Origin of the sequence: Chitinophaga varians, from assembly GCF_012641275.1 — a bacterium.
GTDB classification, from domain to species: domain Bacteria; phylum Bacteroidota; class Bacteroidia; order Chitinophagales; family Chitinophagaceae; genus Chitinophaga; species Chitinophaga varians_A.
This window is the reverse complement of the sequence record NZ_JABAIA010000002.1, coordinates 1,196,049-1,219,055: the sequence shown is the minus strand read 5'-3', so window position 1 is coordinate 1,219,055 and position 23,007 is coordinate 1,196,049. Positions and strand designations below refer to the sequence as shown.

General features: G+C 51.4%; 19 protein-coding genes. 14 read left to right on the top strand and 5 right to left on the bottom strand.

The window, feature by feature from the left end; translation table 11 throughout:
• The first annotated feature begins 29 nt into the window (after positions 1–29).
• Genes HGH92_RS19590 through HGH92_RS19580 form a run of 3 tightly spaced genes read left to right on the top strand, consistent with a single transcriptional unit; the run spans position 30 to position 5,100 of the window.
• Positions 30–3,149, top strand: coding sequence for an efflux RND transporter permease subunit (locus tag HGH92_RS19590; protein WP_211092676.1), 3,120 nt, complete (start codon positions 30–32; stop codon positions 3,147–3,149).
• A 48-nt stretch (positions 3,150–3,197) separates the two neighbouring features.
• On the top strand, positions 3,198–4,481 hold the full coding sequence (locus tag HGH92_RS19585) for a TolC family protein (RefSeq protein WP_168872443.1): 1,284 nt from the start codon (positions 3,198–3,200) through the stop codon (positions 4,479–4,481).
• Positions 4,482–4,500: 19 nt separating this feature from the next.
• Complete coding sequence (locus HGH92_RS19580; RefSeq protein ID WP_168872442.1) at positions 4,501–5,100, top strand: TetR/AcrR family transcriptional regulator; 600 nt, start codon at positions 4,501–4,503, stop codon at positions 5,098–5,100.
• Positions 5,101–5,179: 79 nt separating this feature from the next.
• Here the strand turns inward: HGH92_RS19580 and HGH92_RS19575 are convergent, their stop codons facing one another.
• Together HGH92_RS19575 and HGH92_RS19570 are read right to left on the bottom strand one after the other, a co-directional pair.
• A complete protein-coding gene (locus tag HGH92_RS19575; protein ID WP_211092675.1) occupies positions 5,180–5,803 on the bottom strand; it encodes a hypothetical protein in 624 nt (207 codons plus the stop codon).
• A gap of 376 nt (positions 5,804–6,179) precedes the next feature.
• Complete coding sequence (locus HGH92_RS19570; RefSeq protein ID WP_168872441.1) at positions 6,180–6,431, bottom strand: hypothetical protein; 252 nt, start codon at positions 6,429–6,431, stop codon at positions 6,180–6,182.
• 644 nt (positions 6,432–7,075) lie between these two features.
• Here HGH92_RS19570 and HGH92_RS19565 point away from each other — a divergent pair.
• The 8 genes from HGH92_RS19565 (at position 7,076) to HGH92_RS19530 (ending at position 18,683) form a co-directional block, all read left to right on the top strand.
• Positions 7,076–8,326 (top strand): TolC family protein, encoded by a 1,251-nt coding sequence (locus HGH92_RS19565; RefSeq protein ID WP_168872440.1) that lies wholly within the window; start codon positions 7,076–7,078, stop codon positions 8,324–8,326.
• An 8-nt stretch (positions 8,327–8,334) separates the two neighbouring features.
• Positions 8,335–9,390 carry an efflux RND transporter periplasmic adaptor subunit gene (locus tag HGH92_RS19560; protein WP_168872439.1) on the top strand — a complete coding sequence of 352 codons (1,056 nt, stop codon included), beginning with the start codon at positions 8,335–8,337 and terminating at the stop codon, positions 9,388–9,390.
• 10 nt (positions 9,391–9,400) lie between these two features.
• A complete protein-coding gene (locus HGH92_RS19555) occupies positions 9,401–9,706 on the top strand; it encodes a DUF190 domain-containing protein (protein ID WP_168872438.1) in 306 nt (101 codons plus the stop codon).
• The gene (locus tag HGH92_RS19550; RefSeq protein ID WP_168872437.1) at positions 9,703–12,846 is read left to right on the top strand and encodes an efflux RND transporter permease subunit; all 3,144 of its coding nucleotides are present in this window, start codon (positions 9,703–9,705) and stop codon (positions 12,844–12,846) included. The genes HGH92_RS19555 and HGH92_RS19550 overlap by 4 nt, the downstream gene beginning before the upstream one ends.
• A gap of 323 nt (positions 12,847–13,169) precedes the next feature.
• Positions 13,170–13,754: a TetR/AcrR family transcriptional regulator gene (locus HGH92_RS19545; RefSeq protein WP_168872436.1), complete on the top strand. Its 585-nt coding sequence runs from the start codon at positions 13,170–13,172 to the stop codon at positions 13,752–13,754.
• A gap of 69 nt (positions 13,755–13,823) precedes the next feature.
• A complete protein-coding gene (locus tag HGH92_RS19540; RefSeq protein ID WP_168872435.1) occupies positions 13,824–14,561 on the top strand; it encodes an SDR family oxidoreductase in 738 nt (245 codons plus the stop codon).
• A 30-nt stretch (positions 14,562–14,591) separates the two neighbouring features.
• Complete coding sequence (locus tag HGH92_RS19535) at positions 14,592–16,130, top strand: DHA2 family efflux MFS transporter permease subunit (RefSeq protein ID WP_168872434.1); 1,539 nt, start codon at positions 14,592–14,594, stop codon at positions 16,128–16,130.
• An 87-nt stretch (positions 16,131–16,217) separates the two neighbouring features.
• Entirely contained in the window at positions 16,218–18,683 is a 2,466-nt protein-coding gene (locus HGH92_RS19530) for a YfhO family protein (RefSeq protein WP_168872433.1), read from the top strand.
• A gap of 51 nt (positions 18,684–18,734) precedes the next feature.
• On the opposite strand, the gene HGH92_RS19525 is transcribed toward HGH92_RS19530, so the two are convergent.
• Positions 18,735–19,340, bottom strand: a complete 606-nt coding sequence (locus HGH92_RS19525) for a hypothetical protein (RefSeq protein ID WP_168872432.1) — start codon at positions 19,338–19,340, stop codon at positions 18,735–18,737.
• Between the two features lie 455 nt (positions 19,341–19,795).
• Between HGH92_RS19525 and HGH92_RS19520 the strand changes: the two genes are divergently transcribed.
• Positions 19,796–20,065 (top strand): hypothetical protein, encoded by a 270-nt coding sequence (locus tag HGH92_RS19520; protein ID WP_168872431.1) that lies wholly within the window; start codon positions 19,796–19,798, stop codon positions 20,063–20,065.
• A 174-nt stretch (positions 20,066–20,239) separates the two neighbouring features.
• Positions 20,240–20,587, top strand: a complete 348-nt coding sequence (locus HGH92_RS19515; RefSeq protein ID WP_168872430.1) for a hypothetical protein — start codon at positions 20,240–20,242, stop codon at positions 20,585–20,587.
• Positions 20,588–20,629: 42 nt separating this feature from the next.
• On the opposite strand, the gene HGH92_RS19510 is transcribed toward HGH92_RS19515, so the two are convergent.
• Entirely contained in the window at positions 20,630–21,172 is a 543-nt protein-coding gene (locus HGH92_RS19510; protein ID WP_168872429.1) for a GNAT family N-acetyltransferase, read from the bottom strand.
• 62 nt (positions 21,173–21,234) lie between these two features.
• Complete coding sequence (locus HGH92_RS19505; RefSeq protein ID WP_211092717.1) at positions 21,235–21,795, bottom strand: RNA polymerase sigma-70 factor; 561 nt, start codon at positions 21,793–21,795, stop codon at positions 21,235–21,237.
• Positions 21,796–21,979: 184 nt separating this feature from the next.
• Between HGH92_RS19505 and HGH92_RS19500 the strand changes: the two genes are divergently transcribed.
• Positions 21,980–22,975, top strand: coding sequence for a FecR family protein (locus tag HGH92_RS19500; RefSeq protein WP_168872428.1), 996 nt, complete (start codon positions 21,980–21,982; stop codon positions 22,973–22,975).
• Positions 22,976–23,007: the final 32 nt, after the last annotated feature.

Here is a 23,007-nt window from a genome sequence, read left to right as displayed (position 1 = left end):
ATTATTCAGCATGACCAACAAACGGAAGCATGAAAAAAAATAAAATCAGTTTCATAGAAGCGGCCATGCAGTTCAAACAAGTCACCATCGTAGTAGTGGTGCTGTTACTGCTGCTGGGGCTCTATTCCCTCCTGAACATGCCCAGGGCGGAAAACCCGAAGATAGATATGCCAACAGCCATGGTATATGCTTTCTACCCCGGCGCCGATGAAGTACAAATGGAAAAACAGGTGACCAATAAAATTGAACAATACCTGTTTTCCTTTGAAGAAGTGAACAAAGAGAAGACCAAGTCACAAACCAAAGACGGACAGGTTTTCATCACCGTAGAACTGCATACCAGCGTAAAAGACCGCAAGAAGTTCTGGAGCACCCTGCAGCACGGCCTCAACAGCGCTGCGCCGCAGATACTGCCACAGGGCGTTATAGGCCCCATTGTGAACAGCAACTTCGGCGACGTGACAGCACAGATCATCACCGTATCATCACCCCAACGCAGCTACGCAGAAATAGAAAAATACCTGGATAAAATAGAAGACGGGCTCAAGACCATTCCGGAAGTGTCCAAAATAAACCGGTCCGGTGGCCAAAAGCAACAGCTCTATGTTACAATCGACGATCAAAAAATGCAGCAGTATGGTTTTGACCTGTCTACTATTATCCGGACATTGCAGATGCAGAATATTACCGGTTACTCCGGCGAGATGACCATTTCTTCCAATACCTTTCCGGTATTTACCAACAGCCGCTATAAAACAGCCGATGACCTGGGCAACCAGATCATCTACACCACGCCACAAGGCACCGTGGTGCGCCTGCGCGATGTGGCACGCATAGAACGGCGTTATGAAGAATTGTCTTCGTTTATCCGTATCGATGATGACAAGGTAATGATGCTCGCCATCGAGATGCAGCCAGGCAACAACATTGTACAATTCGGCCACCTGGTGGAAGACAGGTTGAAGTCGCTGGGACAGGAATTACCGCCTGATGTGAAAATCAAGACCATCGTCAACCAGCCGGAGGTGGTAGATGAAAGTATCCGGCACTTCATGAAAGAGTTCGGGATGGCAATCGCCTCAGTGATCATCGTGGTGATGTTGCTGCTGCCTTTCCGTGTGGCCGCCGTGTCCTCCCTGGCAGCGCCCATCTCCATCCTGATTACCTTTGGCCTGATCAACATCATGGGAATAGAGCTGCACCAGGTAACGCTGGCCGCGCTGATCATCGTCCTGGGCATGGTAGTGGACAATGCTATTGTGGTGGTGGACAACTACATCGAAAAACTTGATGAAGGCATTACGCCGTGGACGGCCGCCTGGCAGGCAGCCAAACAGTTGTCACTGCCCATTTTCACCGCCACGCTGGCCATTATCTTCGCCTTTGCGCCGCTGGCCCTCTTTATGAACGGCATATCCAAAGACTTCATTGCCGCCCTGCCGGTGACCGTGGCCGTAGCGCTGATCACCTCCATGGCCGTGGCTTTGCTGCTCACACCTTATACCTGCTATGTGTTCATCAAAAAAGGACTGAAACATAAAGTCAGCACCACCAAAAAAGGTAAAAGCCTGCTTGACAGGTTACAGCATGCTTTTAACATCGCGGCGGAAGCAGCCTTCAGTTATCCGAAAACAACCGTCGGCGTGGCCGTGGCAGCTGTTGTGCTGGCGATCGTGCTGGCAGGCAAAGTAAAGCAGGAGTTTTTCCCGCTGAGCGAAAGCAAACAATTCAATGCCGAAATATGGATGGCCAATGGCACATCCCTGGAAGAAACAGAGCGGGTAGTGAAACTGGTGGAAAAAGAACTGCAGAAAGACAAGCGGGTGACCGGCATCGCCAGCTTCGTGGGCTCCAGTTCACCCCGCTTTAATGTGACCTATGCTCCCGAAATGCCGCGGCGCAACTTTGCACAGGTATTTATCACCACCACCGGCAGTGACGCCACCAACGAACTGGTGAAGGAATACCTTCCCCGGTTTGAGAATTTTGTTCCCAATGGATACGTGCGCCTGCGCCAGCTGAGCATGCAGGAAGGTTCACCGCTGGCTGTCCGCGTTATCGGCGAAAACATGAGCGACCAGAAAAAGGTGGCAGAGCAGATCAAAGAGATACTGCAACATACCGCCGGCACCAACTGGGTACGGACAGATTATGAAGATGATTATCTGGGCGTAAGCCTTAACATTAAGGAAGATGCAGCAGCACGACTGGGCGTGCCCAATCAGCTGATCACCCAAACGATGGGCGCCGGCCTGAAAGGTTTTGCCGTATCCCAGCTATGGGAAGGCGATAAACCGGTAGATATCTTCCTTCGTATGGAAGCCGGCAACCGGAAGGACTTCAACGATCTGGGCAACCTGCACCTGAACAGTCTCTATGGCGCCAAAGTGCCGTTGAAAGAAGTGGCCGGCCTCACACCTTCCTGGCATACCGGCGTGATCGCGCACCGTAACGGCCTGCGTACCCTCACCGTACTGTCTGAAGCGCAGAAAGGCATCATGGCCTCCGAGATCCTGAAAAAGGCCCGGCCGCAGATTGAAAAACTGCAGCTGCCGGCAGGCATCCGTATTCAATATGGCGGCGACGCTGAATCATCCGCCGAAAATGCGCCGGGCATGGGCAAAGCACTGGGCACCAGCCTGATACTGATCCTGATCACATTGTTGTTCCAGTTCAAAACCTTTGGTAAAACACTGATCATCCTGGCCACCTTCCCGCTTAGCCTGCTGGGCGCCTTCCTGGGCCTGTACCTCACCGGCAACCCGATGGGCATGACCGCCTTCATGGGCATCATCAGCCTGATAGGCATTGTGGTGCGCAATGGTATCATCCTCGTTGACTATGCCGATGAGCTGATCCGCGACCACGGCTATACGATAAAAGCCGCCGCGCTCAGCGCCGCCAAGCGCCGTATGCGCCCCATCTTCCTGACATCGGCAGCCGCCGCCATCGGCGTGGTGCCCATGATCATCGGCAAATCACCGCTGTGGGCGCCATTGGGCAGCGTACTGGCCTCCGGCCTGATCGTGTCCATGATACTGACGCTGTTTGTTGTGCCCGTGCTGTATTACCTGTTTGTACGCCCGGCACCGGAACCGGTTACAGCACCGGACCATGATACAGAGATCATGTACAAACCCGCTCATTAATTTATCCGCAGGCGGCCATAGCGCCGCCTGCCTGTAAAAAAGACAATCATGAATTTCAGAGTTATATGCACGCTGGCAGCAGCCATGGCTGTTCAACAGGCTTTCGCGCAGGCGCCCGTGCTCACCGTCGCCGACTGCCAGCAGATGGCGATCACACAAAATAAAAAGATCAAAGCCGCACAATACCAGATAGATGCCGCCAATGCCGCCGTGCAGTCGGCCAACGCCATGGCTTATCCGTCGATCGACGGTTCAGTGATGGGCGTATATCTCGGCAAACCGATCGGCGGAGCGCTTAACGGCATGATACCGGAATACTTCGGCAGCGCCTCCGTGTCTGTCACCCAGCCCGTTTACGCCGGTGGCAAAATACAGCTGGGCAAAGCTGCCGCTGCCAAAGGCGTGAGCATACAGCGGGAACAAAAAGCGCTCTCAGAGGCGGATGTGTTGTTCAATGTTAACAAAGCCTACTGGCAGGTAGTGCAGGTGAAAGAAAAAATCATCCTCGCCCAAAAGTACCAGGAGATGTTACAAGGCCTGCAGCGTGAGTTGAAAAACGCTTATGACGCAGGGCTTATTTATAAGAATGACCTGTTACGGGTGGAAGTGAACCTGAACGAAGCCTCGCTGCAGCTCAACCAGGCGCATGACGGACTGGTGATGGCAAAGTTGGCATTGGCCCAGGTGACAGGCATGGCCGGGCAGACAGATTTTAATGTAGCTGATTCCGTTAGTGGCGACTTTCCCGAACAGGCGGCGCCGGACCTCACCGCCGCGGCAGAGAACAGGCCCGAGATACGGCTGTTGAACCGCGTGTTGGAAGCAGAACAGCTACAACGCAAAATGCTGAAAGCTGATTTCCTGCCCACCTTCGGCGTAACAGCCGCGGGGATGGGCGCGGCCGGTAAAGGAGTGAATATCAGCAACGGCAAAGACCTGATGGCTTCATGGTATGGACTGGCCAACATCAGCGTACCCATTTTCGACTGGGGCAAAAAAGCCGGGAAAGTAAAAGAGCAAACGTTGAAGATCGCTGCCCGCCAGCAGGAACTGGACAATACCAAAGAGTTACTGGGCCTGGAAGTACAGCAGGCCTACCTGGCCCTGAACCAGTCCGTGAAAAAGATCCATACATCACGCCTTTCCCTGGAGCAGGCCGCAGAAAACCTCAAACTGGCCAATGACCGCCTGAAAGCAGGCACTATTACCGGTAAAGACGTGCTGGAAGCACAAACGATATGGCAACAGGCGTACAGCAGCACCATTGACAGTAAAGTAGAATACAGGATACAGGAAGCAGCATACAGGAAAGCAACCGGCACTTTGCATTAACCTACATAAAACATGTTGTATGAAAGAAGAATGGCATCAGCTGCTGGACAGCGGCACCACCCTTTTTGCCCGGAAAGGCATCCGGGCCACCAGCACCGATGAAATTGCCCGGCAATGCGGGCTGCACAAACGATGCTTCTATGAACATTTCAACAGCAAAGAAAGCCTGGTAGCCCATATCATCGGCAGGTGGCTGGAAAAAACCGACCGGTACCTGTCATTCAACCGGCACATCTCTTCCAATGCGATTATCGAGATGAGTAACTTTTTCCGTATAGCCGAAAGGGTGATACTGACGACACAGCCGGTCTTTTTCCGGGACCTGCGGGATATGTACCCTGACATCTGGGCCGGCGTGAGGCAGTTCCGTGAAAACCAGCTGGCCACTTTCCTCAGGCTGAATATCCGCAGAGGACTGGAGGAAGATATCTATCGGCACAATCTGGACCAGACGCTACTGGAAAAGTTGTATTTCACGCCGCTGGAACTGGTCATGAACGACAGGATTCCGCCGGAATGCCCTGTCTACCGCGCCTGTAGGGAGCTGAATATCATTTATCTCCATGGACTGGTGAACCTGAAGGGAATGAAACTCATCTATGAAAAACAGGTAAATTAAACCCCGGGGCACTGGTATCCACCGGTGCAACGAATAAACAAAAAACCGCTGTAGCATCCTGCCACAGCGGTTTCCAGTATCACCACTGCTCCTCCTCCCGCGGAATAAAATATCCTTTAATACAGTTGGGGTTCCGGATACAAATCTGGATGTGTGTTTTGTCGTAGAAGCCGGCGTCTTCGTAGATGGGAGTGCCTTCGATGAAAACGCCTCTGACGGAGTCGTAAGGTTTTACGCCCTCCTGTCGCATTCTTTCATGAAGAAATTCAATTACATGGCAATCTAATTCACGGATCACTTTGTCCATAGGGTTGTCGGCACCATGCTTATTCCGGTTACAAGGTAAATTACCTCCTCTCAACTTTATTGCATGTTCCATCATTTCAAACGTTGTCCGTAACTGCCTAATATATTTTGTATCCAAGAGGTCCAGACAATGTTCAAGACTTAAGACAGCACCAAGCACGGCTGGATGAACTATTTTTCTTCCATCCGGTGGATGAGTCACAAAGTCCATTGCGCGCTCATAATTATTCTGCCAGAAATAAATTCCATGTCCCAGCCACTCATACTTACCTGTGCTGAAACGAAGTTTTCTTCCTTCACTAATGATATCATCCCTTAAGGAACGTTCGCAACCATGAAAGCCGATGATTAGTCCGGGCACGGCGGCATACATCGAATCGGAGATTATTCGGGTCATTTTTCAAACAATGGTTTTAGGGTTCAAACAATTATCTACGTTGCCTTAGCCGCTTTAGTTGTGCAGCATCTTTCTGTTTACGCCTCTCGCTCTTTTTACGCCATGGACTTCGTCTTTTAGGTCCCACTAACAAATGGTAGACTCCTGCATCCTTTAAATACTGCAATGCCTCATCCTTAGTAAAAGTGGCAATACGTTTCCTCTCCTCTTCAAACATTTCCATCACCTGCTCGAAATGCTCACCCGGGCTTCCTACGTACCGGTATCTAGGTCTTTCTATCATAACAAGTATTTTAAAATGGTTAAATAAAAAGTTTGCAATAAACGAGAACAACATTGTACACATCTGTTGAAGTTCTATGGGAAAACCGCCAAGTTACCCATGGAGCCTTCGTCTTTTTAATTTAGCGGCATCCTTCGCCTTTCGACGCGTACTCTTTGTGCGCCAGGGCGTTCTTCTTTTGGGGCGAACCAATAAATGATAAACGCCTGCATCTTTGAGGTACTGGTCTGCTTCTTCTCTCGTAAAAGCGGCAATGCGTTTCCTTTCCTTCTCAAACATTTCATCCATCTGTTGAAAATGCTCTGCCATCGTTCCGAAATATTTGTATTGTGGTCTTTCTATCATAACATCTTTTTAAATAGTTAATAAAAAAGTTTACAAGAAATACATATCCATTCCCCATTATACATGGCGTGAGAGATGGGGCTTAAAAAATACTTAAACGGAATAAGGATGTTGCCTTTGGCTGCTTTTTCACTTTTCGTCACATGGGACTGCCTTCAGATGGCACAATATGGCACTTCTTCCCGGTAAAAATGGCGGTCTGCCACCGGTTTGCTGAAAGTGTTCAGCCTGGCTTCCCGGATAACAATATGTCTCTCTTTCCATCGTAACGCTTTAAATTATGAATAATAAATATTTACAAAAAGTAAAAACAAATACTAATCAAAGCTTTAAACATGCAGCGAAACGATAAAATATCAATATAATTACTTACAAATATGGTTACCATACAAATATACAGGATTAACTATTACACCCAAAAAATTTGCACATTTTCCTATATCCGTTCCCGTTTTCACTAAATTGTTTAAGCTAATTTTAATGTTCACCTGTCTGCTACATCCTTCGATATTCCCTATCTTGCCCCCCGATTTAGCGACAGGCCATGTGAACGAACCCCTTACCGGCAAGGTAATATTACCGGTGATTTGAACAAAAACCGCAACACAACAGTAATTATCTATAGCAAACAGCACAAATCAGGAATGCGTTACGCCATTTTACTTATCTTCTCGTGTACGGTAGGCCTGCCTCTGATATCGGAGGCCCAGACTACCCTTACCTTACCAGGTGCCTTACATGCCGCCAGAAACAACAACCCTTTCCTTAAACCGGCCAGCCTGAACACGGCCATCGCCCAAAGCGATGTGGTCACGGCACGCCTCAGGCCCAACCCGGTACTGAACAACCAGACGCTGCATATGACCAACTCCAGTCAGTGGGCGCCGGACACTAAGTTCCTGGACGGAAAGAACAACCAGTACTGGTGGCAGCTCACCAAACAGTTCCAGCTGGCAGGCCAGCGGAAATACAAACAACAATACGCCGCCGGCAACGTGTCCGTCACTGAAAAAGCCTATGCAGACACGGAAAGGGGCGTACTCACGGAAACGGGCAACAAATGGCTGGATGTCTGGTACAATAAGGTCAACCTGGAACTGATCCTCGAAGCGAAAGAAAACGTCGACAGCCTCGTCAAAACCCAGGAAATCCGGCTCAAAAACCAGGTCATCAGCTCCAGCGAACTGGCACGTACCCAACTGCTGCTGGAACAATACCAGATCCAGTACAAAAATGCAGCGCAGAGCTATCGCAATGAACTTCAAAACCTGAAACTGCTCACCGGTCAAACCGATAGCGTCACCATCGATGACCAGGACCCGGTCATGTCCCTGGAAATGACACAGCAGCTGGACAGCCTGCTCGCCCTTTCCCTGGCCAAACGCCCGGACGTGCAACAGGCACAGGCCATGATCACCGCCGCCAAAAGCAATATTTCCCTGCAAAAGTCACTGGCAATACCCTCTCCTGAACTGGGCTTTATCTGGAACCCCCAGAACAGGGTCCCTTACTTCGGTTTGTACGCTACGATTGAACTGCCTTTCTTCAGCCGCAACCAGGGCGAGATCAGAAAGTCTAAAATAGTATTGCAACAATCACAACAGTCACTGTCGGCCCTGCAACAACAGGTAAACACCGAAGTGCAGTCCACCTGGCATACCTACCAGGTAAACAGGGAAACAGTGGACAAATACAAAAACATCCTGCCTAAAGCGGAAAACATCCTGCAGTCAGTAAGGTATGCCTATACAAAAGGCGGTACCACCATCATAGATTTTCTGGACGCACAACGGACCTGGTTCGATACCCAGAAGATGTATTATGACGCACTGTACAACTACCGTAAAAGCTACCTGCAATTATTACAGGTAACCGGATTGATTAATCAACTATAATTTAACAGATGACAAAGACCGCCTTTGGCTTATCAATAGCAAGCATCGCATGGCTGGCTATGTCTTGCGGACAGCACCATGAAAACAAGCCCGCCCCTGCCACCAAAACCGTAGTGGAAGACAGTGGACGCACCATTAAACTGCCCCCCGACAGCCTTACCCTGCACTTCTTTAAAACTCAGGAAGCCACCCAGAGCGACCTGAACGCAGAACTGATGGCCCCGGCACATGTGGCCGCCACCGTAGTACGTTCCAACGGCAACGCCTCACAAAACATCGTACTGTTCGACAATCCGGACATCACTGCCAGCTACACCGAAATGTTGCAACACATCATCAACATCCGGGAAAAAGGCAATATCATCCGGCAGAAAAAAGCCATCGCCGCCCAGAAACAAATAGAACTGGACCGCTTTAAAGACCTCGCCGAACATGGCGCAGGTACCGGCAAAGACGTGTCTGATGCCAAAACGGAGCTCATTTCTGCACAAACAGACATGGCCATCGCGGAAACAGACCTCGCCAATGAAAAGACTTCTATCATCGAGCATGAATCCAAACTGAAACTCGCCGGCTTCGATCCGCAAACACTCGTCACCGCCAAAACCGATAAGACCTGGCTCATCTGCGAAATGCCGGAAAACCAGATCACCAAAGTGAAGGAAGGCAGCAGCTGCAAACTGCAGTTCAACTCCTACCCCGGTGAAACCTTTACCGGCGTGATCGAAAACGTGGGCGAAGTGGTAGACAATATCACCCGCATGGTGAAACTGAGGATCACCGTGGCCGATATCCAGCATAAACTCCGCGCCGGCATGTATGCCACCGTTAAATTCGGTGTCAGCGAAGGCAATACCCTCTCCGTGTCGCGTGCCGCCGTGGTGACAGTACAGGGCAAAAACTACGTCTTCGTGAGAACAGACGAACGCACCTTCGTTCGCCGCGAAGTACTCACCGCCGCCCAGGTAGGCGACCGCATGGTGGTGCTCACCGGCGTGCAGCCAGGCGATAAAGTGGTGACAGACGGTTCCATGCAGTTAAAAGGTATTTCATTCGGCTACTAAAAATACAGCTATGCTACAGGCACAAATCTTTATTGACAAAGATGATATGTACGGTACCCGCCCCCTGTACGAATACATTATGCAGCTCCTGATGAACAACAATGTGAAAGGAGCCACCGTATACCGCGGTGTCATGGGCTTTGGCATCAACCAGCGCATGAAACGCCCGGATGAAATCTTTTCTTTTGACGAACCTCCCATGATGATCACCCTCATAGATGAAGACGACAAAGTGCGGGAAGTGCTGACACTGCTGAGGAGCACCTATAAGGGAGGCTTTATTATTACCCATCACGTAGATCAATTTGAAGCATGATCCGTAACATTCTGATATTCTCTTTACGTAACCGTTGGGCGGTCATCATTGGCGCTGTGGTCTTGTCGGTGATCGGCTACTGGTGTTTTACCCAGCTGAAAATTGAGGCCTACCCCGATATCGCTGACACCAACGTTATCATCGTAGCGCCTTTCGATGGCCGTGCCGCGGAAGAAGTGGAGCAACAGGTAACAATTCCCATCGAACGGGCGCTGAACAACGTGCCCCGCGTACTCGACCGCAGAAGCCGCACCATCTTCGGCCTCTCGGTAGTACAGCTGACTTTCCAGGACGGCACTGACGACTATTTCGCCCGTCAGCAGGTCATAGAAAGACTCTCTTCCATTTCCCTGCCGGAAGGCGTTACACCGGAACTGGCACCACTCACCACCGCCGTAGGCGAAATTTACCGCTACGTGGTGGAAGCACCGCCCAGCTTCACGCCTATGCAGCTGAGAGACCTGCAGGACTGGGTAATACGCCCGGCCATCCTGCAAGTGCCCGGTATTGCCGACGTGACCAACTTCGGCGGGCCGCTCAAACAGTTTCATATCCTCACCTCCCCGGAAAAACTGCGTAAGTACAACCTTACGCTGCAGTCCGTGATCGACGCGGTACAGAAAAACAACCTTAATACCGGCGGTAACGTCATCGAACGCGGCGGACAAGGCTTCGCAGTGAGAGGCCTCGGTGCGGTGAAGTCTGAAAAAGACCTGCGTAACATTGTACTGACCGCTGTCAACGGCGTACCGGTATACGTAAAAGATGTGGCCACCGTGGAAACCGCTCCCCCCCCACCTTCCGGCGTATTGGGCTACGCAGTGCCCGATGAAAACATTGACAAGGTTGGTTCCCCTGAAGGCATCATCCTGCTGCGCCGTGGCGAAAACCCCAGCATAGCACTGAAAGCACTGAAGGAAAAACTGGCCCTGCTGTCGGAAACAGAACTGCCGGAAGGCGTAAAGCTCCGCGTACTGTACGACCGCAGCTTCCTGATCGACCACTCCCTGGAAACCGTGGCGCATACGCTGTTTATGGGCGTCAGCATCGTGGTGATCATACTGGTGTTTTTCCTTGGCAGCATCCGTTCAGCGCTGGTGGTGACCGCCACTATCCCGTTCTCCCTGCTGTTTGCGTTTATCCTCATGCGGCTGACCGGCATTCCAGCCAACCTGCTGTCGCTCGGCGCTATCGACTTCGGTATCATCGTGGACGGCGCCTGCGTAATGGCGGAACACCTGATACGCCGCTACCGCAACGCTACACCACAGGAGAAACAGGGCGGCATTATCGGTATCACGCTTTCTGCCGCGCAGGAAGTAGGCCGTGAAATATTCTTCTCCGTTACCATTATCATCCTCGCCTATACGCCGATTCTGATGATGACCCGCGTGGAAGGCAAACTGTTCTCTCCCATGGCCCTCACACTGGCATTTGCCGTGATAGGCGCCATGATCTGCGCGCTCACGCTCATCCCGGTGCTTATTTCCTATGCCTACAAAAAAGCACTGTCTTCCGATAAGCCCATGAAGGCGCACCGCAACAGGATACTGGATTTCCTGGAACACCTGTACCAGCGTTCGCTCAATTTCTTCCTGCGCTTCCACCGGCAAACGGTGATCATCGCTACGGTGGTCATTGTGCTGATGATAGGCCTCGCAGGCAAACTGGGCACGGAATTCCTCCCAGAGCTGGACGAAGGCTCCATCTTCATGCGTTCGTTTATGCCTGCCGGCGTTACCATCCAGGAAAACGCCAAGATCGCGCCCATCATCCGGAAAGTGATCGCTTCCTATCCGCCGGTGAAGTACGTGATCACACAAACCGGGCGTAACGACGATGGTACCGACCCCTTCCCTGCCAACCGTACCGAGATACTGGTAGGCCTGAAAGACTATAAGCTATGGAGCGATACCATCACCAAAAAAGAACTCGTAAAACGTATACAGGCCGACCTGGAAAAAAATATTCCGGGCACGTCTTTCAACTCCGGTCAGCCTATCATTGACCAGGTAATGGAAATCGTGACCGGTAGCGCCGCTGACCTGGCCATTTCCGTGGTGGGCGACGACCTGGCCCTGATGCGGCCCAAAGCCGACAGCATCGCGGCAATCGTGAAAGCCACACAAGGCTCCGCCTCCGTGAACATCGAACAGGAAGGCACCCAGGCGCAGCTGGCCATTAACATCAACCGTGAAAATGCAGCCCGTTTCGGCATCAATGTCAGCGACATCCAGTCGATGATTGAAGCTGCTATCGGCGGTAAACCGATCGGTACATTATATGACGGCACCAAACGGTACGATATCGTGATCCGTTACCTGCCACAGGACAGGAATACGGTAGAAGCTATCCGCAACCTGCAGATACCTGCCGCCACCGGCGCGCTGATACCGATGGACCAGCTGGCGGACGTTCAGTTTATCGATGGGCAGACCAACATCTACCGCATCGATGGCAAACGCATGGTGACTGTACGTACCAACGTGAGAGGCCGCGACCAGGGCTCTTTTGTGGCAGAACTGCAGGAAAAGATCGGCAAGAGCGTACATGTGTCCAAAGGCTATGACATTATCTACGGCGGCCAGTACGAGAACCTGGAACGTGCCGGCAAACAGCTGTCACTCACCATTCCGCTGACGATCGTGATCGTGTTCGTGTTCCTCTTTATGCTGTTTAAAAGCATGAAACATACGTTCGTGACCATGAGCTGCATACTGGTGGCTTTGGCCGGCGGTATTGTGGCGCTGTTCATCCGTGGCTACCACTTCAACGTGTCTGCCGGCGTAGGTTTCGTGTCTATCTTTGGTATCTCTGTGATGGCCGGCGTATTGCTCGTGTCAGCACTCAACCGGGAGATGTACAAGTCGCCCCTGACGCTGCGCGCTTCCGTGCAGCGGGTAGCAGTCGACCAGTTCAAGGCCATTATGATGATGCTGATGGTAGCCATCATCGGCCTGGTGCCTGCCGCTATCAGCACAGGTATCGGCTCCGATGTGCAAAGGCCGCTGGCGACGGTGATCATCGGCGGACTGACCTTCACCCTGCTGTTTACACCGGTGGTGATCCCGCCGCTGTATTATTGGGCCGAGAAGAAAAAACACCCGCAGCCACCTCCTCCGGAGGAACCTGCTGAATAAGTTGACTTAGCTGATTATATTGAAAAAGAACCGGGCTGGCCTTTAGGGTCGGCCCGGTTCTTTTATGGCGGCGTATCCCAGGGCTGAAGCCCTGGGTCACAATAAGTTGATGCCCTGGATATTCAAAGTTGAAGCCTTGGATATTCAAAGTAAAGCCTTGGATTACGTCAAGGTTGAAGCTACGGCCAATTCAAAGTTAGAGCTTGGGGTCAATTCAATGTTGGAGCTTTGGCTTACACCGTTTCAGCCCGGTCAGAAAAAAGATTTTTCATTTTATACCAAATGGTATAATTTTGTTTCATCTAACAGGAAGAATAAGTAATATGAACAAAGCAGCCAGAACGAAACAGTTTATCGTGGAGAAGACCGCTCCTGTGTTCAATGAGAAAGGGTATGCCGGCACCTCGCTGACGGACATGACGAATGCTACCGGGCTGACGAAAGGCAGCATATACGGTAACTTCGCCAACAAAGACGAGGTGGCGCTGGCGGCATTTGAATACAATATCCGCCAGGTGACCAACATTGTGCGGGAGGAAAAAGCGAAGCAGGACACCTATCGCGGTAAGCTGCTGGCCTATGTGCATGTATATACCAACTTCCTGAAGCACCCGTTCCCCGTGGGTGGTTGTCCTATCCTGAACACCGCCACGGAAGCAGACGATACACATCCTGCCCTGAAACAGTGCGCCGCCGAGGCCGTGAGCAAATGGAAGGACAGTATCGCGCACGATATCACGCTGGGCATCCGCCAGGGAGAATTCAGTCCGCAGACCAATCCGGAACAGGCCGCCCTGACCATCATCGCCATGATAGAAGGATGTATCATGATCGCCAAACTGACCGGCAAAATGCATTACCGCAATGCCATTATGCAGTCGCTCGAAACATTCGTCCATCAACTCTGATGATTTGATTATTTTTTATTTGGATATTTTTTTATTCTAAAATATACCGATTGGTATAATGATTATAACATGAAAACAGAAGGTAACACGGTATTAATTACCGGAGGCAGTGCCGGCATCGGACTGGCACTGGCACAGGCATTATCAGCAGCGGGCAACACGGTCATCATCACCGGAAGGGATGAAGCACGGCTGCAGCAGGCCGCAGCAGGCACGCCAGGTCTCGTTCCCATGGTATGCGACGTCACCAAGGACACGCAGGTAAAAGCGCTGGTAAAAACATTGCAGCAGGAATACCCGCAGCTGAACATGCTCATCAACAATGCGGGTAAAGCATATGCTTATGCATTGAGCAACAGCGCCCGGGCCATCGATAAAGCAGCAGATGAAATGCTGACCAACTATCTGGCTATCCTGCAACTGACGGAATATTTGCTGCCATTGCTGCAGCAACAGCCGGAAGCCGCGATCGTGAATGTGAGCTCCGTCACGGCGCTGGTGCCTTTCACCGCGGTGCCCACCTACGCGGCCAGCAAAGCGGCGCTCCACTCCTACACGCAATCACTGCGGGTATCGGTGGCGCCTATACGTGTATTTGAACTGATGCCGCCCCTGGTGAACACCGACTTCTCCCGCGAAATCGGCGGCGAGAAAGGCATTTCGCCCCGGGAAGTGGCCGCCGGCTTCATGGAGGCTCTCAAAAATGACGAGTACGAAATCCATATCGGTCAAACCCGGCAGGTATGGCAGTTGCTGCAATCCACTTCACCGGCACAGGCCCTGCAAACGGTGAACGCCCGTTCCTGATTTTTTTCGCCATATAATATACCAATCGGTATGAAAAGTAAACTACTGGTGGTCGCGGTCATTGCCGCGGCCATCATGGAACTGATAGACACTTCCATCGTCAACGTGGCCTTGTCGCACATGAGCGGCAACCTCGGCGCCACCCTGGAAGACACTTCCTGGGTGATCACCGCCTACGCCATCGCCAACGTGATCATCATCCCCATCACCAGTTTCCTCGCGGCCCGACTGGGCCAGCGCAACTACTACATCGGTTCTATCCTGGCTTTTACGTTTTTTTCCTTTATGTGCGGACAAGCCACCAGCATCTGGACGCTGGTAATTTTCCGTTTCCTGCAAGGCATCGGTGGCGGCGCCCTGCTGTCGGTATCACAGGTGATCGTATTCCGCCAGTTTCCGAAAGAAAAACAGAACGTGGCCAGCGCCATCTTTGGGATAGGCGTATTCGTTGGCCCCACCATCGGTCCTACCCTCGGTGGCTACATCACAGAGTTTTACAGCTGGCCATGGATATTCTATATCAATGTACCGATTGGTATACTCGTTGCCTTTGTCTGTTACCTGCTCCTGGACGAGCCACCGCAGCAAACACAGTCCACCCGTATCGACTGGACCGGCATTATCCTCCTGGCCGTTGGCGTGAGCGCACTGCAGACGGTACTGGAACGCGGTGAAACAGACGACTGGTTTGAAGCGGCGTACATCGTGTGGCTGAGCGTCATCGCACTATTCGGCATCGCCGTTTTCATCTGGTGGGAATTACGTGTAGCCCACCCCGTAGTAAACCTGCGTGTGTTAAAAAGCAGGAACCTCAGCGTAGGCGCCATCCTCACCTTTATATCGGGCACGGGTATGTTCGCCTCCGTATTTCTGACGCCGGTATTTGCACAGCGGCTGCTTTATTTCACGCCGTTGCAAACAGGGATGTTGTTACTGCCCGGCGCTTTCCTCGCCATCGGCGGACTGGTGATCAGCGCCGGCCTGTTACAGCGCGGCCTGTCGCCGTTGTATCTTATCCTCGCCGGCATGAGCATGTTCATCCTCTTCAGCTGGCAAATGTCACAGTTGAACCAGAACGCCACCTCGGCCGCCATCAGCAGCTCGCTGATATGGCGCGCGCTGGGCATGGCGCTGATGACAGTGCCCCTCACCACACTGGCGGTATCCTCGCTGGCACCTACCGACATACCGCAGGGAGCGGCACTCAACAACATGATGCGGCAACTGGGCGGCTCCTTCGGCATCGCCCTGATCAACACCTACCTGGCCAAACGCAATGCGCAGCACCGTTACGACCTGGTGAGCCACCTCGATCCGTCCAACCCCGCCGTATATAACCGCCTGCACGGCTATACGCAGTTTTTCCAAAGCAAGGGCGCCTCCGCGTCACATGCGCGGCAACAGGCCGTGCAGCTGCTCGATCATAGCATCACGCGGCAGGGAATGCTGCTCAGTTTCAGTGATGCGTTCCTCGTGATGGGACTGGTATTCCTGGTTTCACTACCGCTGCTGCTGGTGGCATCTAACCGGAAGAAGAACAGCCGTCCGGTAGTGGCGATGGACCACTAACGTTATCCTGTGCGGATTTTCGCCGGTCATACAAATTCATTATTTTGACGCCCGTCCGGCATTAACGCCGGTACGAAAATATCAACAATGAATAACAACCGGATGAAAACCCTCTGGCTGCATGTAGCCGCCATAGCGCTTTTTGCGGGCCTTGCCCTGCTCTTTTGCAGTCCCGTGCTGGACGGAAAAGCCCTGTTCCAGTCAGACATGATGCACCACCAGGGCATGCAAAAAGAAGCGCTGGACTTTTACAACAAGACCGGAGAAATACCGATGTGGACCAACAGCATGTTTGGCGGCATGCCCACCTACGTGATCTTCACCGGTCCGCCGGTGACCGCCATCTGGTATCTCAACAAGCTGTTCACGCTCTGGCTGCCCAACCCGGCAGACATGCTGTTTGTCAATATGCTGGGCATGTACCTGTTGCTGTGCGTGCTCGATTTCCGTTATTGGATAAGAATCCTCGGCGCCATTGCCTATGGTTTTGCCACGTTCAGCGTCATCAGCATGGAAACGGGGCATATCACCAAAGTGATGGCCATGGCCTATATGGCGCCTGTTTTAGCAGGCATTATTCTCACCTATCGCGGGAAGTGGATGGCCGGCGCGTGTTTAACAGCCATCGCCACCAGTCTGCTGATTTATAACAACCACCTGCAGATCACGTATTACACATTGATCATGGTGGTGGGACTGGTGATCAGTACGTTTGTTTTTGCCCTTCGGGCGAAACAATTGCCCGCATTTTTTAAGGCTTCGGCGCTGTTGGCAGTGGCAGCCATACTGGCGATACTGCCCAACATGGACAACCTGTTGATATTAAAGGAATACACGCATTATACCATCCGCGGCAGCGAATCTGAACTGAGCGGCAAAGCCAAAGGGCAGTCCGGTTTAGATGTGGAGTACGCCTTCCAGTGGAGTTATGGCCCGGGTGAAACGTTTACCCTGCTCGTACCTGGCGTGGTGGGCAATTCCACCGCGGAAAAGCTGTCCGTCCATTCCAACACCTACAAAGCCCTGACAACGCTGGGCGTACCCGCCGTACAGGCAGAACAGCTGGCCAACAGCCGCCGGTGGCCGTTGTACTGGGCAGGGCAACCCATGACGGCCGGACCGGTATACCTCGGCGTCATCATCTGTTTGCTGACGGTGTTATCGCTGATGATCATCCGTAGTCCGCATAAATGGTGGTGGGTAGCTGTAGCGGTCTTCGCCATCCTGATCAGCTGGGGCCATAACTTCGCAGCTTTCAATAACTTCCTGTTCTATCATCTCCCGTTATATAACAAATTCAGAGCACCTACCATGGCGCTGGTGATTGTGCAGGTAAGCTTTGTAGTGCTGGCCTGCTGGGCATTGCAGGAGCTGACGGACAACAAGCTGCCCAAAGCGCAGCTGATGCAGGCCTTACAAAAATCAGCGGTCATCACCGGTGGACTTGTTATCGGCGTGGCTGTTTTCGGACCGTTCATCTATTCTTTCAGTGGTCCTAATGATGCTACCATTCTGCAACAGTACACGCAGATGCTGGGCAGTAAAGAGGCGGCCAACACGTTGATGGCGGCGCTGAGGAAAGACCGTAGCAGCCTGCTTCTCCGCGATGGCATCCGTGCGCTGGCCCTCATCGCGATAGCGTATGGAGTGATGTGGGCCTATCTCAAAGACAAGCTGAAAGCCGCGCCTGCGCTGATAGTGCTCACTGCCGTTGTGTTGTTTGATTTGTTCCAGGTAGATAAAAATTATCTGAACGAAGAGAATTTTATGAATCCTGACCGGCTGGCGACCTATATTTCACCGACTGCTGCCGATGAAAAAATCCTTCAGGACAAAACCCCTTATTTCCGGGTACTGAACGCCACTACCAATCCGTTCCTCGATGCCAATACCTCATACATGCATAAGTCCATTGGTGGCCAAAGTCCGGCTAAACTGTGGATTTACCAGGATTTGATTGAACATCAGATTGCCAAAAACAACCGGGCGGTGCTCAATATGCTGAACACCCGTTACATCATAGCGTCCGACCCGTCAACCGGTCAGCCGGTAGCGCAGTTCAACCCGCAGGCGCTGGGCAATGCCTGGTTTGTGAACGGTATCCACTGGGCCGCCAATGCAGATGCAGAGATGAGCGCCATGGACCATTTTAATCCGGCCGATACGGTGGTGATTGACCGCCGTTTCCAGGCGCAGGTGGGCGGTCTGGCGCCGGCAAAAGACAGCAGCGCTGGTATTGTACTAACGAAGTACGGCCTGAACGACCTGCATTTCAGCAGTCACAATGCCCATGACGGGCTGGCTGTTTTCTCCGACATCTATTATCCCGCTGGCTGGAAGGCTTATATTGATCGGCAGGAAACGGATATTATCCGGGTCAACTATGCCCTGCGCGGGTTGAAGGTGCCTGCAGGCAAACATGACATTACGTTTGAATTCCGTCCGAAAACGTTTATCACCGGCCGCAGGATTGCCGCTGTTTCTTCGTGGGTGTTGCTGGCCATGGTGGCCGGGGGACTGCTGTGGGAAAGCTGGCGCCGTCTCCGCCGGTAAAAGGTATGGCCGGGGAGGTGGTCCCCGGCCTGTTGTAGTCAGATTACTACGTCAGGACTTGTTGGAAGCATTGTTTTCGGCCAGCTGTTGCCGCGCCTGTTCCAGTTCAGCGGTGGTTTTCTCCAGTGCCGCCGTGCGTTCCGCCAGCAGGGCTTCCAGCCGGGTGGCCCGGATTTGCAGCAATGCCCGCTCCTGCTTTTCCACTTTCAGCTTTTCCGCCGCCAGTTTACGGGCAGCGGCCAGGTAATACACCACCGGATATACAAAGATCCCCACTAATACACCCCGGTAACTCAACCTGAAAAGTGCCCTTCCCAGTGGTTGCTGGCGGATAGGCGCCAGGGGGAAATCTTCAAATGGCGAGAGATAATAAAAAGCCACAGAGACCATGGCAGCGATGCATAGCGTGCCGGCCAGTTTCAGCCAGCGGGGCACGTAGTGGGTTTGTACCGCATAAGCGGCCACCAGCCAGACAAGGAAACACCATCCGAAAATAATGGTTTGGGAACCTGTCAGATTCACGGGGTCATGCCACTGTCCTTCCCGCAGGCGGGCGCCCAATACGGAATTGGCCAGCAGGAATGTAATAAACAGTCCGGGTACCCAAAACCATGCTGTAGCACGGGTTGGCGCGCTGTCGTATTCGGAGGTTTGCATTATCGGCAGGTGTTTGACAAAGGCAAAGATAAACCCTGCCTGTCTAAAAAAGTAGCAGTGGTAGACACCACCGCCGTTTAAATGGATTATGTATTTGTTGAGATGGCGAGGCAGATTGTAGAAACAGTGCCTCACGCTGGTTTTAACCCTTGGAACTACTGTTCGGTGCCCATCCAGGCAAAAGTCCAGAGCAGCACCATAAAGAACACGAATACAATGATGAACCATTTAAAGGAGCCGTCATGATCATCGTAAAAAGGATCTTCCATTGCGGTAATGATTTGAGGGAAATCATATGGCAGTGGACTGATTATTGGTATACCATAAGTGTTGAGAAAAAAATAGTCATTTTTATAAACTATAAATGCTATTTCATATTCACTATAGTCAATTTAAGAATAACAAACAGCAGAATAACCCCATGAGATGTATTTTCCCATCCGAAACATTCAGAAATGGCAAAAGGAAAAGATCCCAGGTTTGAGGCAGTGCGCACGCTGATAGAAGGAGGTCAGATTAAGGACCTCAGAGGTATCTATGATATTATTCCAATGACCACCGTAGGAACGGCGGTAGGTATCCACAAGTCCACCCTGTACAAAAAACTGATGAATCCCGGGTTATTAAAAATTGAAGAATGTATTTTGTTAGCTAAAGCATTTGGGTTGACGCCACAGGTTATTATGACACTGGCGCTTAACCAGATGCATAAAAAATCCTCCTGAGCTTCCTGTTCCCTTCCAGATTTACGGTTACCTCCATCCAGACGTGTGTTTTGGTGAATAAAAGTCAAAAACGTAAACACAATATACGATTTTATAAACAATTAACACAATTACATAAACAGTAAGGGCAATAAAAATCAGAACTCAGTTAATTTGAGAAACTGAGCACCCTGCATGGAAATTCCAGAATCAAAACGACATACACTTTCCGGATTGATCAAAAGGGGAATCGCTGAAGCCGCGCTTCCGGTAAAGGAAAGAAGCCTGGACCCGGGCATTTATAACTTCGAAACGTTGCTGACGTACGTTAAGCATACCGAACTAACCAAAGACGCCGGTTTCAACAAAGCCACCCTTTCTAAAAAACTGGCCCAGCCGCAGCTGATGAAAATCGCCGAATGCGTGAAACTGGCCGCTGTCCTCTATGTGACGCCGCAGGAAGTAATGACACTGGCATTGAATGAAATCAGCCAGCGCCCTCCCAAAAAAGCCAAAGCAAAGAAAGCAGCGGCCAAAAAATAATTTCAGATAATTTCCCGATCAGGTATTACCACAGGCCTGGTTTCACAGGCCAGACAATGTTTTAGACATAATAGTGGTGGGTTTCACCTCTTCCTTAAATCCGTCCAGTTCCAGTCTTGTCTTGCCCGTTTTGACAAACCCGTTCCGCTCATAAAACCGGATTGCCGTTTCGTTGACATTTACTACATACAGTACAATGGCTGATTTTTGTTTTTCCCGGGCAATCGCTTCTATCTTCTCCATCGCCAGTTTACCCACGCCGGTGCCTTTGGCAGCAGCCAGCATATAGATACGCTCCAGTTCCATTGCGTTAGGATAAAGAGAAGCCTGGCCGGCTTCTTTCAGTTGGTCATTGAGTTTGACGAAACCGGCAGGCTCCCCGTCAGCATAGATCAGGTAATAAGCGGTGCCTGGTTCCTGAATGTCCTTCGTCAGGCGGTCTACAGAAAAAGAGCCGCCCAGATAGCGCTCCAGCGCCGCGGCAGTTTCCCATTGATTGGTGAAATGTTGTGTATAAGCCGTTGTGCATACGTGATGCAGCAGTTCTACGTCTTTCAGTTCAGCTACGATAAGATCGACAGTCATTTTGTTATTTTTTTATTTGATTATTTTCTCATTGAGCAGCGGGCCAATCAGGGCGAACGGGCCTATATCATGTGAATCATTGTTACGGCGATCAGCATCATAATCAGTTCATCATTGATAGAAGCCCTGAGGATGCGGAGCGCTTTGCGCATGTGTTGTTCCACGGTATTCACAGAGATGTGCAGCCGTTCGGCCACTTCCTTATTGGAGAGTTGTTCTTCGCGGCTGAGGAGGAAAACGGCGCGGCACTGGTCGGGCAGTTGCTGGATTTTACGGCGTAGCTTTATTTCCAGTTCCTTTAGCTCCAGTTTGTCAGGCCCAATGCCGGACGCAGGCATATAATGCTCCCTGAGAAGCGCTTCCTTCTTCAGTTGCAAAAGCTGTTGCCGGTGATAGTTATAGATACGGTTACGGGTGGCAATAAAGAGGTAGTTTTCCAGGACAGTATTTTCGGGTAACCGTGACTGTTGGCGGTAGAGTGACAGGAACACGTCCTGTACCAGTTCCTGTGATGCTTCCATATTCCCTGTCTTTTTACAGGCCAGGTTCACCAGCCTGATATAATGACGGGCATAGAGCTGGTCAAAGGCTTTTTCATCGCCGTTTTGCCAGGACCGGAGCAGGGCTGTATCGGTATTTTCCGCGTGTGGTTCGATGGCTATACGATTTTTATCAAATCTAATAATTATTCACTTGTGTTTTATCCCTGTTATCTCCCTGCTTATCCTGAAAAAAAATTTCCCGACGGGATAACGGCAACAGATTAAATTGGTGTTATTTATTATAGCCAGTCGCATCATTACCGCTATGGATGAACAAAATTTGTATGTACTGTTACAGAAATATAGTCAGGGCGCCTGTACTGAAGAAGAGCTGACAATACTGGAAGGCTGGTACGCCACGCTCGGGCAGGACCTGCCTGATGAAGTGATAGACCCGCAAAGCGAGGCAGCGAGGCAACTCACCCGGCGACAGCTGCAGGCATTAAGGGCCCGGTTGTCGGCCACGCCCGCTGCACCGCCGCTGAAGGCGGTGAAGCAACGTACCATGAGCAAATGGTGGCGTTATGCCGCTATCTGGGCCAGCATACTGGTACTGGCTGGTGCAGGCCACTGGTGGTACAGCAACAGCGACCGTACCACTGTCAGTGTACGGCGCTACGCCGACGGACAAACGAATTTTGACCGTTACCTGACATTGCCTGACGGCAGCACAGTGGTGCTGCACCGTGGCAGCCGCCTCGTGGTGCCGGAGCACTTCAACGGCCAGTCAAGGGAAGTGACGCTGCTGGGGGAAGCCTATTTCGATATCCGGTCCGACAGCGGGAAGCCGTTTGTCATCAATACCGGTCAACTGAAAACAACCGTATTAGGCACCGCGTTTAATATCAGCGCTTACCCGGAACAGGCGGAAATAACGGTATCGGTTACACGAGGAAAAGTAAAAGTGGAAGACGGCACCAAAGTACTGGCCGTATTAACACCTGACCAACAAATCGTTTACAATATAAAAAATGCCGCAGCGCGCCAGGAAGCCGTGAATGCGGCAGCCCGGGCCAACTGGACCACCAACGAGATGGTTTTTGAAAACGCTACTTTTGAAACTATCGCCAATACACTCAGTAAACGTTATGAAGTGAACATACAATTCAGTGATGACGCTTTAAAACAATGCCCTGTCCGTGTATCATTTGCAGGTACCGAATCACTCGAAGAAGTCCTCGATGTGATCTGCGGTGTCAGAAACGCCACGTATCAAATAGAAAACGGCCGCGACGTGCTCATAAAAGGCAAAGGCTGCTAAGACGACGATAAAACACATCATTCAAAACCAAA

Bases quoted from the DNA above. Each gene is read 5' to 3' on its own strand.
- HGH92_RS19590 (WP_211092676.1), top strand. From the start codon at position 30: ATGAAAAAAAATAAAATCAGTTTCATAGAAGCGGCCATGCAGTTCAAA.
- HGH92_RS19585 (WP_168872443.1), top strand. From the start codon at position 3,198: ATGAATTTCAGAGTTATATGCACGCTGGCAGCAGCCATGGCTGTTCAA.
- HGH92_RS19580 (WP_168872442.1), top strand. From the start codon at position 4,501: ATGAAAGAAGAATGGCATCAGCTGCTGGACAGCGGCACCACCCTTTTT.
- HGH92_RS19575 (WP_211092675.1), bottom strand. From the start codon at position 5,803: ATGACCCGAATAATCTCCGATTCGATGTATGCCGCCGTGCCCGGACTA.
- HGH92_RS19570 (WP_168872441.1), bottom strand. From the start codon at position 6,431: ATGATAGAAAGACCACAATACAAATATTTCGGAACGATGGCAGAGCAT.
- HGH92_RS19565 (WP_168872440.1), top strand. From the start codon at position 7,076: ATGCGTTACGCCATTTTACTTATCTTCTCGTGTACGGTAGGCCTGCCT.
- HGH92_RS19560 (WP_168872439.1), top strand. From the start codon at position 8,335: ATGACAAAGACCGCCTTTGGCTTATCAATAGCAAGCATCGCATGGCTG.
- HGH92_RS19555 (WP_168872438.1), top strand. From the start codon at position 9,401: ATGCTACAGGCACAAATCTTTATTGACAAAGATGATATGTACGGTACC.
- HGH92_RS19550 (WP_168872437.1), top strand. From the start codon at position 9,703: ATGATCCGTAACATTCTGATATTCTCTTTACGTAACCGTTGGGCGGTC.
- HGH92_RS19545 (WP_168872436.1), top strand. From the start codon at position 13,170: ATGAACAAAGCAGCCAGAACGAAACAGTTTATCGTGGAGAAGACCGCT.
- HGH92_RS19540 (WP_168872435.1), top strand. From the start codon at position 13,824: ATGAAAACAGAAGGTAACACGGTATTAATTACCGGAGGCAGTGCCGGC.
- HGH92_RS19535 (WP_168872434.1), top strand. From the start codon at position 14,592: ATGAAAAGTAAACTACTGGTGGTCGCGGTCATTGCCGCGGCCATCATG.
- HGH92_RS19530 (WP_168872433.1), top strand. From the start codon at position 16,218: ATGAATAACAACCGGATGAAAACCCTCTGGCTGCATGTAGCCGCCATA.
- HGH92_RS19525 (WP_168872432.1), bottom strand. From the start codon at position 19,340: ATGCAAACCTCCGAATACGACAGCGCGCCAACCCGTGCTACAGCATGG.
- HGH92_RS19520 (WP_168872431.1), top strand. From the start codon at position 19,796: ATGGCAAAAGGAAAAGATCCCAGGTTTGAGGCAGTGCGCACGCTGATA.
- HGH92_RS19515 (WP_168872430.1), top strand. From the start codon at position 20,240: ATGGAAATTCCAGAATCAAAACGACATACACTTTCCGGATTGATCAAA.
- HGH92_RS19510 (WP_168872429.1), bottom strand. From the start codon at position 21,172: ATGACTGTCGATCTTATCGTAGCTGAACTGAAAGACGTAGAACTGCTG.
- HGH92_RS19500 (WP_168872428.1), top strand. From the start codon at position 21,980: ATGGATGAACAAAATTTGTATGTACTGTTACAGAAATATAGTCAGGGC.